At 52.3% G+C, this 10288-nt stretch carries 11 protein-coding genes; 8 read left to right on the top strand and 3 right to left on the bottom strand.

Translation table 11 applies throughout. From position 1 onward, the window contains the following. Window positions 1–19: 19 nt before the first annotated feature. From ACY692_RS13010 to ACY692_RS13000, 3 genes are all read right to left on the bottom strand, one after another. Window positions 20–319 (bottom strand): NifB/NifX family molybdenum-iron cluster-binding protein, encoded by a 300-nt coding sequence (locus ACY692_RS13010; protein ID WP_462325806.1) that lies wholly within the window; start codon window positions 317–319, stop codon window positions 20–22. Window positions 320–333: 14 nt separating this feature from the next. Further along, window positions 334–1731 carry a sigma-54 interaction domain-containing protein gene (locus ACY692_RS13005; RefSeq protein WP_462325805.1) on the bottom strand — a complete coding sequence of 466 codons (1398 nt, stop codon included), beginning with the start codon at window positions 1729–1731 and terminating at the stop codon, window positions 334–336. 95 nt (window positions 1732–1826) lie between these two features. Further along, complete coding sequence (locus ACY692_RS13000) at window positions 1827–2666, bottom strand: purine-nucleoside phosphorylase (RefSeq protein WP_462325804.1); 840 nt, start codon at window positions 2664–2666, stop codon at window positions 1827–1829. 109 nt (window positions 2667–2775) lie between these two features. On the opposite strand from ACY692_RS13000, the gene ACY692_RS12995 reads away from it, so the two are divergent. The 8 genes from ACY692_RS12995 to ACY692_RS12960 all read left to right on the top strand — a co-directional run bounded on the left by ACY692_RS12995 (window position 2776) and on the right by ACY692_RS12960 (window position 10064). Continuing rightward, window positions 2776–3531, top strand: coding sequence for a motility protein A (locus ACY692_RS12995; protein WP_462325803.1), 756 nt, complete (start codon window positions 2776–2778; stop codon window positions 3529–3531). Further along, window positions 3521–4261: an OmpA/MotB family protein gene (locus tag ACY692_RS12990; protein WP_462325802.1), complete on the top strand. Its 741-nt coding sequence runs from the start codon at window positions 3521–3523 to the stop codon at window positions 4259–4261. Before ACY692_RS12995 ends, ACY692_RS12990 begins: the two co-directional genes overlap by 11 nt. Further along, on the top strand, window positions 4258–4674 hold the full coding sequence (locus ACY692_RS12985; protein ID WP_462325801.1) for a PilZ domain-containing protein: 417 nt from the start codon (window positions 4258–4260) through the stop codon (window positions 4672–4674). The genes ACY692_RS12990 and ACY692_RS12985 overlap by 4 nt, the downstream gene beginning before the upstream one ends. Next, a complete protein-coding gene (locus ACY692_RS12980) occupies window positions 4649–6073 on the top strand; it encodes a biotin carboxylase N-terminal domain-containing protein (protein WP_462325800.1) in 1425 nt (474 codons plus the stop codon). Before ACY692_RS12985 ends, ACY692_RS12980 begins: the two co-directional genes overlap by 26 nt. 85 nt (window positions 6074–6158) lie before the next feature. Beyond that, the gene (locus tag ACY692_RS12975; RefSeq protein ID WP_462325799.1) at window positions 6159–8405 is read left to right on the top strand and encodes an acetyl-CoA carboxylase carboxyl transferase subunit alpha/beta; all 2247 of its coding nucleotides are present in this window, start codon (window positions 6159–6161) and stop codon (window positions 8403–8405) included. Between the two features lie 43 nt (window positions 8406–8448). Next, on the top strand, window positions 8449–9096 hold the full coding sequence (locus ACY692_RS12970; RefSeq protein ID WP_462325798.1) for a biotin/lipoyl attachment domain-containing protein: 648 nt from the start codon (window positions 8449–8451) through the stop codon (window positions 9094–9096). Window positions 9097–9099: 3 nt separating this feature from the next. Continuing rightward, window positions 9100–9453, top strand: a complete 354-nt coding sequence (locus ACY692_RS12965; RefSeq protein ID WP_462325797.1) for a formin-like protein 18 — start codon at window positions 9100–9102, stop codon at window positions 9451–9453. A gap of 128 nt (window positions 9454–9581) precedes the next feature. Beyond that, window positions 9582–10064 (top strand): single-stranded DNA-binding protein, encoded by a 483-nt coding sequence (locus ACY692_RS12960; RefSeq protein WP_462325796.1) that lies wholly within the window; start codon window positions 9582–9584, stop codon window positions 10062–10064. Window positions 10065–10288 lie beyond the last annotated feature (224 nt).

Genomic DNA, 10288 nt, shown 5'->3' with positions numbered 1-10288 from the left:
TCCACACACAAGAGTGTGGTCATTGCGTACAAACGAACTCGAGGGCGTTTTCCACCGTATCCATGATGGAGTCAACCACCCGGATCTTTTTCCAGGTCAAAAAACGGTAATACTCCTCCTCGATACCATTGCAGGCGACCACATCGATACTCTCGGTGAGGATGAGGGAACACAGGTCGTCGGCCGAGGCCTGGGGCAGGACCATGGTGCGCGTGGCAACGACATTGTTCTGCTCGTCGGTCGTGGCGATGAGCACCTCGGGGGCCATATCGAAACGGGGTGCCACATCGGGACCGGAAATGGGAACAAGGATCTTCATGGCTGCATTCACCTCTATTCCAGGTTGTGTTTTTTCATCTTCCGCCACAGGGTGGACCGCCCCCACCCAAGGATGTCAGCGGCCTTTGACTTGCGCCCCCCGGCCCGGACCAGGGCATCCATGATCATCTGCCGTTCCATGACCGTCCAGTTTTCCGCCGGAGGGGCCTGCTGGATAATATCCGTGGATCGGTGGAACGATCCGGCCACCACGGGGGATGACCGGTCCGTTTCGAGATCACGCACATACGCCGGCAAATGCCTTAGACCAAGCTCCTGTCCCTGGCAGACGGTGACCGCATATTCAATGATGTTGCGCAGCTCCCGGACATTCCCAGGGAAAGAGTAGGAAGAAAGCCGCCGCATAGCCTCGGTATCGAGACCAATGATGTTCTTTTTGAGTTGGTCGGCCATCTGGCGGACAAAATGGTTGATCAACAGGGGCAGATCCTCTCCCCGCTCACGGAGCGGAGGCATTTCGACCCGAATGACATTCAACCGAAAAAGCAGGTCCTGCCGAAAACGACGATCTCCGACCATTGCCTCGAGATCCCGGTGCGTGGCGGCGATGACCCGGACATTGACCTTCCTGCCGCGGGTACTGCCCAGGGGATAGATGACCTTGTCGTCCAAAAAGGTCAGCAGCTTGACCTGCAGGGCCAAGGGGAGATCCCCCACCTCGGTCAGAAACAGGGTTCCGTTGTGGGCCAGCTTGAACCACCCCGGCTTGTTCTCCACAGCGCCGGTGAAGGCCCCCTTACGGTGTCCGAAAAGTTCCGATTCCAGCAAGTTTTCCGGCAGTGCGCCGCAATTGACCTTGATAAACGGCCCCTTGGCCCGTGAGGAATGTTGATGGACGGACTCGGCAACAAGGTCCTTGCCCGTGCCCGTCTCGCCGGTAATGAGTACCGAGGAATCCGTCTGGGCGATGACCGGCAGGATCTCGAAAATCTTGTCCATGGAAGGACATTGTCCGATAATCTGTTTGTATCCTGCGGACTCGATGATTGCCTCTTCAACGTGCCGGGCCTGGCGCAGATCCTCCACGGACTCTATAAAGGCAACAGTATGCCCGTTTTCGTCCTTTACACGAGCGATACTATGCCTTGTTGGGATCTTTTCCCTGTTTTTATCGAGGATGTTCCCATCAAGACAAACACTCTGCGTCCCGGCTTCCTGTTTTTTTACGGGACAGTGGTCCATACACAGGTTGCTCCGGAGAACATGGTAGCAGGGTTTGCCGGCGATATCACTCCTGCTAAATCCCGTCAGGCCCTCCATTGCCGTATTCATGAAAATGATGCCCAAATCCGGCGAAACGACAGCCACCCCGACAGGCAAGGGATCGAGCAACAAGCCAAGACTCGTCGGCGAGGTGAATATCTGCAAAAAATCGAAGGGGGAATGCGCCATATAACTACCCAACTCCTGGGAGGCGGGACGGCAGATGGATCCAGACGGCCCAGAACATGTTCGTACGATCAAAACAAAAAATAGCCAAAAGCGGTCTATGATGCAAATGTCCCTGACGCGATAAATCGATCCAGGACCGTTGTCAGTCGTTTTTCGGCCAGCCCGGCTTGTTCCAGGATCTCATCATGGGAGGTCTTGGCCATACAATCCGGCAGATTCTGGTTGGTCAAACAGGAGAGAGCGACAACGTGGACCCCCATATGGTGGGCGGATATCGCCTCCATGACCGTTGACATACCAATGGCGTCGCCCCCCATCCTTCGGTATCCCCTGGTTTCTGCGGGTGTCTCGAGACAGGGACCATGTACGCCCACATATATACCCCGTTCGAGACGGATCCCGGCTGACAAGGCAACCTCGAGGACGTGTCGCTGCAGCACGGACGAGTACACATTCGTCATATCCGGGAAACGTTCTCCCCAAGAATCGATATTGGGACCGACAAGCGGATTGGTACCCATGGAATTGATATGATCCGTGACGAGCATGATCCCGCCGACCCCGAACAGAGGATTCAAGGAACCTGCGGCATTGGTGAGTACGATCGTGCCCACGCCAAGCCCCGCCAGAACCCGTGTGGCAAAACAGACCTCGTCCGGTGAATATCCTTCGTAGAGATGATTGCGGCCCTGCAGGACCAGACAGTCCCTGCCATGGTGGCGGACCACCCCCAATCTGCCCTTGTGTCCCTTGACCGTTGCCCTCGGGAATCCCGGGATCTCATCAAAGGGGAGCCATTCTTCAGGAGCCAGAATATCTGCAAATCCTCCCAATCCGCTCCCCAGGGTCAATCCTACTTGCGGTTTGAAATCATTGGGGAATGTCTTTCTGATATATGCAACGGCCCTCTGGACTTTTTCAAATTTTTCAATCATTAATTGTTCCTTATATAGCATGGTAGAGTATATGGACAAAAAAAGGTCTCAAGTATGACGATTCTCGCTTTCAAACCTGTGGTACAAAAATAAAAGATAAGAAAAACATATGGATATTGCAACTTTTTTTGGCATCATTATCGGCTTTGCCCTGGTAATAGGAGCGATTTTTCTGGGGGGAACGACGTCGATTTTTGTCAACATTCCCGGAATGATGATCGTCCTTGGCGGAAGCTTTGCAGCTACGTGCGTCAATTTTCCCATCAGTGAAATCCATCAGTCCATAAAAGCGGCCATCAAGATTTTCGGATCGCGTAAAACAACCACCAATGACGTGGTCAACACCATGGTTCAGATCGCCGAAATCAGCCGCAGGGAAGGGTTGCTGGCTCTTGAAAATGTCAAGACGGAAAATGCCTTTCTCAAAAAGGCATGTCTTCTCATTGCGGAAAACGCAGATGACGATGTCATTCGGGACGCGCTGCGGATCGAAATCACTTCCTTAAAAAAGCGTCATGCCATCTCACAGGACGTGTTCAAAAAAATGGCCACCTACTCCCCTTCCTTTGGAATGATCGGCACATTGATCGGGCTGGTGCAGATGCTTTCGAGATTGAGTAACCCCTCAGCCATCGGACCCGCCATGGCCGTTGCGCTATTGACTACCTTCTACGGCACCATTATGTCGACACTCATCTTCCAGCCACTGGCGGGAAAACTCAAGAGCAGGAGCCTGCACGAGAACCTCCACCTGGAGATAGTCTTCGAAGGGGCGAAGTGTATACTGGAAAACAACAATCCCCGTATCGTCTACGAAAAACTTTCCTCCTTTGTCCCGCCTGCGGAGAGACGTTATGATCGATGACAGGAATGTTCCGCTTCCAGAAGAAGAGGATGACGAAGAAGGCCAGACCTGGCAGACAACGTTTGCCGATCTGACCACCCTGCTCCTCGTCTTTTTTGTCCTGCTCTATTCCATGTCAAGCATCGACACTGGTAAATATATGGCGTCCTTTGCCTCGATAAAGGCGGCCCTGACCAATGCCCGGGGGGGGGCCATCAAGGTCCACAATGACCAGGGAGGCGTATTTCTCAACGAGATCAAACAATACCGACAGATCATTGCCGGGCAAAAAACAAATTTCACCATGTTCCAGCAATTCAGCACGGAACACGGCATCGAAGGAATTGTGGGGGCCAATCTGGAATCAGGCACAATCACCCTCAAGGTTCCCGCAGACACGTTTTTTGCCCCGGGATCGACCAAGCTGACCCAAGAGGCCAGACGTATCATCACCATTCTGAAGGATTATTTTTCGATCCATCATGATTTGAAAATCAACATCAAGGGCCATACGGACACTAGTAGACCATCGGCCTCCAGCCGGTGGAGGGACAACTGGGAACTCTCATCCCTGCGCGCCGTTGCGGTCCTCAGATTCTTACTCCACATGGGCATGGAACCAAACCGAGTGACCGCCACGGGCATGGGTTCCTTCCAGCCCGCGTACCCCAACACCACCCCGGAAAACAAGGCAAAAAACCGTCGGGTTGAATTCGTCCTGGAAAAAATCATCAGAGGTGATGGCCCGTGAGTACAGACACCTTTACCATAGAGTACACCCCAAGTTGCCTGCGAAAAACCTTAAGGGTCCGGTGCCCGAACTTGAGAATCCAGTTTTCAGGCAATGAAAATTTTCTTCCGGTGCGCGATATCAGCCCCGGAGGTCTATGTTTTGATATCGATCCCGGGACAAAGAAAAATTTTTCGATAGGCCAAACATATCAAGTGGCCCTGTACTGTGACCGGGGGGATATATTGCGGGAGATCCTTCCTGCTCTCGAATTCAAGGTTGTCCACATCTCTTCGTGCATTGGCGGGAAAATCATCAACCTCAATCGGCAAAGCGAAAAAGTATTGGACACGTTAATCCTGAGCATCCAAAAACAACAGATCACCCAGAAAAACAACAGCGAGCATCGTGAAAACAAAACCCAAGCACCATAAGATACTTATCGCCAACAGGGGCGAAATAGCGGTCCGCATCATCCAGGCATGCACGCAACTCGGCCTGGATTTTGTCTGCGTCTATACGGATGTCGACCAACACTCGAGACACTGCACACTGGCCCGGGAAAAGGGCAAGGGAAAAAATCTCTACAGGATCGATTCCTACCTGGACGCCAATGAGATATTCGCCGTGGCCGACGCCTCCGGTGCGACAGCCGTTCATCCCGGATACGGTTTTTTTGCCGAGGATTACCGGTTCGCCCGCCGGGCCGTTCAGCGCAAGCGAAAACTCATCTTTATCGGCCCCTCCTGGCAGGTCATTCGGGAACTCGGTGACAAGATCAATACCAAACGGTTAGCGCGTCGTCTGGACATCCCGACCGTGCCCGGATCAGACCGGCCCATGCACGACGAACTCGAGGCGGAAGAATTGGCCAAGAACCTCTTTGCCTTCCAAGAGGAACAGTCCATCGCCAATCCGGTCGTCCTGGTCAAGGCGTCGGCAGGCGGTGGAGGTATGGGCATCGAGGAAGTGGACGATTTCGATAAATTCAGAACAGTTCTTCGCTCGATCAGAAACTATGCAAAACGGCAATTCCGGGACGACGGCGTTCTCATCGAACAACGTATCTTCGACTTCAACCATCTTGAGGTCCAGATCGTTGCCGATCGCAGTGGAAAACACATTGTCCATTACGGAACCCGCAATTGCTCCATCCAAAGTACCGGTAGACAAAAACGTTTGGAAGTGGCTCCCGGGTTCGATCCCACCCATATCTCCTATGCATTCGATGCCCAGAGGGTCCTGTCCGACATCACCGAGTATTCCCTGCGCATGGCTCGGGAAGTTGGATATGACAATGTGGGTACCTGGGAATGGATCGTCAGCCCGACCGGCGCCCCATTTCTCATGGAAGTGAATACGCGGATTCAAGTTGAAAACGGGGTCTCTGCCGTCATTGCACGGCGCAAAAATACCAAACGCGTGGACATCCTCGCGGAACAAATCCGTCTCGGCTTGGGAGACCCCATGGGCTACACCCAGAGGGACATCTCCTTTGAAGGCGTCGGGATTGAGTACCGCATCATTGCCGAGGATCCGTCCAATGGTTTTTCGCCATGGGTCGGAACCATCGACCACTTTTCCTGGGAAAAACGGCTATGGGCCGATGTCCATACCCATGTTCCCCTGGAAACGAAGTATGAAATCCCCACCGAGTACGATCCCAATCTGGCCCTGGCCATCATATGGGGGAAGAACCTGGAGGAAGCGAAAAAACGGGGCATATCCTTTCTCGAACAGATCCAATTACATGGTCAGAACGCATCGGGTGACCCGATCCGCTCCAATGTGGACTACCTCAAAAAAATGACCGGCGATATTCTCCGTTTCTGATGGTTCTGCCACTGGTAGTAACACACCGCTGTATAGTATCATCGCAAGATATCATCTCACACCCAACACTCCTTGATGTGGTTATATGGATATAGAAAAAAAGACCCAAGAGCTCCAGGAACGGCTTACCTATATAAAGGATATTTTTGGTTCCAAGGAGAATGAAAGCATACGGCTCCTTGAATCCAAGCTTATGGAGTTCATGGATAAAAAACACGACCTGGAATCCAAAGATACGCTCAGACACTTCCGGTCCCTGGAAGACCTCTTTGCCTTTTTGGAAAAAAAGCTGGAAACCCAGCTCACGGCCATGGATCGGGTACGCATCGTTCGCCATCCCCAACGTATTTGTCTCAAGGACATCCTGGAAAATGTCTATGACAATTACACGGAGATCGGGGGACAGGATGAGTGCAGCATCGACCCAAGCATGCTCATTGCCAGGGCCTACATAACCCGGCGTAGGGGGAAAAAGCTCCACTATCAGCCCGTCATGGTCATCGGGCAGGAAAAAGGACACGGGCAGGAGTTCAGGAATGGAGGTTCTGTCAAACCCTGGGGGAATGCCAAGGCACTGCACTATATGAAGGTTGCCGAAACAGAAGGTATTCCCATACATTCCTACATATTTACCCCGGGATCGTATCCCATCGAAGACTATCCGGGGGCGGCCCAACAGATCGCCAAGAACCTATATGAAATGGCCGGCATCAGGGTGCCGATCGTTTCCGTCACCTCGGAAGGGGGTTCCGGAGGTGCCGAAGCCATCGGACTGGCCGATACCCGTCTCATGCTCTCCCACGGGTACTATTCGGTCATCTCGCCTGAAGGCGCGGCAGCCATTGAAGGACGGCTCCGGCACGGGAAACGGGCGACCCATGGTTTGATCGAAAAATGCGCCCGGCAACTCAAAATCACTGCCCCGGACAATCTCTCGCTTGGGACTATCGACGGGATCATCCAAGAGCCTCCCTTGGGAGCAAAACCGGATGATTTCATCTTTTTTAAAAAATTACGCCAACAGATCATTCGGGCAACCGATGAATTGGTCCTCAATGTGCGTGGGATGCGATTTTTACGGAGCCTGGCCATCCGCAAGCTCGAAAGTGAACAGGTCTATGTCCGCTGGGGTCTGGCCTCCAAGGCCAAGGACCGGCTTGTGTGGCTGCGGTACAAAAAATACCGCAAGATGACCCAGACGGCCTTCAATGATAAACGGCCGGCCTGGCGCAAAGGATACGACTGCATCCACGATCTCGGATGGGGGGTCTATTCATTTTTCCGTTACGACTTGTTTGCAAAACACCAGCGCAAAGTGACCCGCCTGGCTGAAGATGTTCAGGCAGAACTCCAAGTGATCGTGGACCGTTCGGAAAAGTATTGGCGGGACCGGCTTAAGGACAAGCTCCCCTTTTTCAAACCCAAGGACCAAGAAATCAAAGAAGAGCTGACCACCCTTTCCTCTTGGGAAAACCGCCCTGAGGACGCCGGGTCCGGGTGGACCTACCTCAGCCCCCAGGCCAAGACAGACCGCACAGTGACATGCCCAAACAGCGGTCATCACGGCTGCCAGGATCAATGGGCACCGGATCTGTTCGACGAAAACGCCGGGGTCTGTGCCTTTTGTGGCCACCACTTTCCCATGGAGCACGAATGGTATCTGTACAACCTTTTTGATCCGGGTTCTGTATTCAAATTCAATCACCAACTCGAGGCAGGCAACCCGCTCAATTATGAAGGGCTCGACCTCAAGCTTGATGAGGCCAAGAAAAAAACCGGGCAGAAAAGTGGCTGCATGACATTCGAAACCCGGATCAAGGGCATTACCCTGAATGTGGCGATGTTTATGGCCCGTTTCAGGGGCGGAAGCGTTGGAGCCGCCGAGGGAGAAAAATTCATCAGGGCCATAGAACTCGCCCGCAAACGCCATCTTCCATTCCTATCCTACGTGCATGGAACCGCAGGCATCAGGATCCAAGAAGGGACCAATGGGGTTGCACAAATGCCCAGGTGTACCATGGCCGTAAGGAGGTATCTGCAATCCGGGGGATTGTATATTGTCTTGTACGATAACAATTCGTACGCCGGACCGGTTGCCAGCTTTCTGGGGTGCTCACCGTACCAGTTCGCGGTCCGGTCCTCGAACATCGGTTTCGCCGGACCCGGAGTGATCAAGGAGACCACGGGGCTCGATATCCCACCGGATTATCACAGGGCCTACCACGCCCTTTCCAGAGGCCATATCCAAGGGATATGGGACCGCAGGGAAATCAGGAACAACCTCCACCAGGCACTGCTGACCATGGGCGGCAGAAACCTCTATTACCGATAGACCCAGGCAAGACGGGTCGATCCACTACAACGAGGACAAAACTTTGCTTGACATAAAATCACTCCTAAACGAACTCAAAAAAGCTCCCTACGAAGAGATAAGCGTAGCCGCCCCCCACTGCGGAATTCTGGAAACCATCATAACGGAAACCGGACAACGGGTGCATGGTGTTTCAGGTACATGGAAAGAAAAACCAGGTACCCTGCTGGCCACGATAAACCGTGAACATAATAAAAAACCCTTGTACGCCCCCCAAAAAGGCGAAATCGTCCATATCGAGGATGTCCATGGACAGTTTGTGGAAGCCGGCACCCTGCTGTTCCGTATCCGTCACTTCCTCACCAAAGAGGAGGTCATCCAAAGGATTTTACGCCAAACCCTGCATCTTTTTTTGGCCCCGGAAAAAGGAAAATACTATTTTTGCCCCGAGGTCGAAACAAAAATCAAGGCCAAGGGATGTCAATCGGTCCTTGTCCGCCCGGGTGACGAGCTGTTTATTCTCTCGCGCATGAAACGCGAAACCTATATAGCGTACCAAGGAGACGAAGGGATCATCTACACGGTTTATTTTGAGCCGAACAAAAGTATGGAACGGGAATCCCCCTTGATTGGTGTCTGTCCTGAAAAGGAACTCGGAACCATCCAAGAGGTTGTCGCCCGTATCCAAAGTGAATGGGAAGAAAAGGAGTAAAATATGGGCAGGATTCTTCAGATACGGGTCATGGCATATACCTATGACGAAAAAGATATGGAGCACGAATGGCCGGAGTTGACCTCACTAGGGTTCCCACCATCATCCTCTCCATCGGTTATATCGCCCAGAAAAGGGGTTCTGGAACTTGTGGACAGTTTGGCGGACCAGATCAGGTTCGGCATGCTGGAAACATCTATTGAAACAGTTTTGGCCAAGGGGATAAACGAGGCAACGTCGGTCAAAAAGGACCTTGAACAAGCGCTTGCGGATTGGAATCCCCAAAAAGCAAATACCCTCTCGGACAATCTTGAGGAAATCCTGGAAGAACTTGAAAAATCCGCTTCTTCGCTGTAGATTATTCACCCACCATTACGGTAAATGTATCCCATTGGTATATACCGGGTTCGGATTGCCCTTGATGTATACAGCATTCCGAACGATACATTGTTCTTACAACAAACCAAGCACAGGAGTTATATGTTATGGCTGGTAGTCTCAATAAAGCAATGATTATCGGAAGATTGGGCAAGGATCCCGAAATCAAATACACCCAATCAGGAGCGGCAGTAGCCAATCTCTCGGTGGCCACGGATGAAAGTTACGTCCGAGATGGCCAGAAGGTCGATAAAACCGAGTGGCACCGGGTTGTCGTCTGGAACAAACAGGCAGAATTCTGCAACAACTACCTACGCAAGGGCAGTCTCGTTTATGTTGAAGGCAGCTTGCAGACCCGGTCTTGGGAGGATCAGCAGGGAGCCAAACGGTACACTACAGAAATACGGGCTATGCGGATCCAAGGGATGGACTCACGCAATCAAGACGGCGGTGGCCAAGGCGGTTATGTCCAGGCACCCCAACGCACCCAACAACCCCCTCAACAACCGGCCCAATCCAGGCCTCCAGAGGAAGATACCGGCCCAGTGTTTCCATCAGAGGTAAGTGGGATGGATGACGCACCGTTTTGACGCTCACCTAACTTAAAAGTGTAAATAAATACCATTTTCACTTAGTTCTAACCGAAGAAAAGCGGCTGGAAGCCGCTTCTACCCTGACATACCATGGACTCAGAACAAAATGGAAATGGTATAAATAACAAGGGAGGTCTTAACAGACCTCCCTTTTTTTATGTTGGCTATAACGACAATCGTACAAATAACAAAAGATAATTGTAGCATTCCCGCATTTGCGG

Source organism: Desulfoplanes sp. (genome assembly GCF_054921335.1).
This window is presented reverse-complemented; position numbering and strand designations above follow the sequence as displayed.

Excerpts from the sequence above, each read along its gene's own strand:
- ACY692_RS13010 (WP_462325806.1), bottom strand. The coding sequence starts at position 319 with ATGAAGATCCTTGTTCCCATTTCCGGTCCCGATGTGGCACCCCGTTTC.
- ACY692_RS13005 (WP_462325805.1), bottom strand. The coding sequence starts at position 1,731 with ATGGCGCATTCCCCCTTCGATTTTTTGCAGATATTCACCTCGCCGACG.
- ACY692_RS13000 (WP_462325804.1), bottom strand. The coding sequence starts at position 2,666 with ATGATTGAAAAATTTGAAAAAGTCCAGAGGGCCGTTGCATATATCAGA.
- ACY692_RS12995 (WP_462325803.1), top strand. The coding sequence starts at position 2,776 with ATGGATATTGCAACTTTTTTTGGCATCATTATCGGCTTTGCCCTGGTA.
- ACY692_RS12990 (WP_462325802.1), top strand. The coding sequence starts at position 3,521 with ATGATCGATGACAGGAATGTTCCGCTTCCAGAAGAAGAGGATGACGAA.
- ACY692_RS12975 (WP_462325799.1), top strand. The coding sequence starts at position 6,159 with ATGGATATAGAAAAAAAGACCCAAGAGCTCCAGGAACGGCTTACCTAT.
- ACY692_RS12965 (WP_462325797.1), top strand. The coding sequence starts at position 9,100 with ATGGGCAGGATTCTTCAGATACGGGTCATGGCATATACCTATGACGAA.
- ACY692_RS12960 (WP_462325796.1), top strand. The coding sequence starts at position 9,582 with ATGGCTGGTAGTCTCAATAAAGCAATGATTATCGGAAGATTGGGCAAG.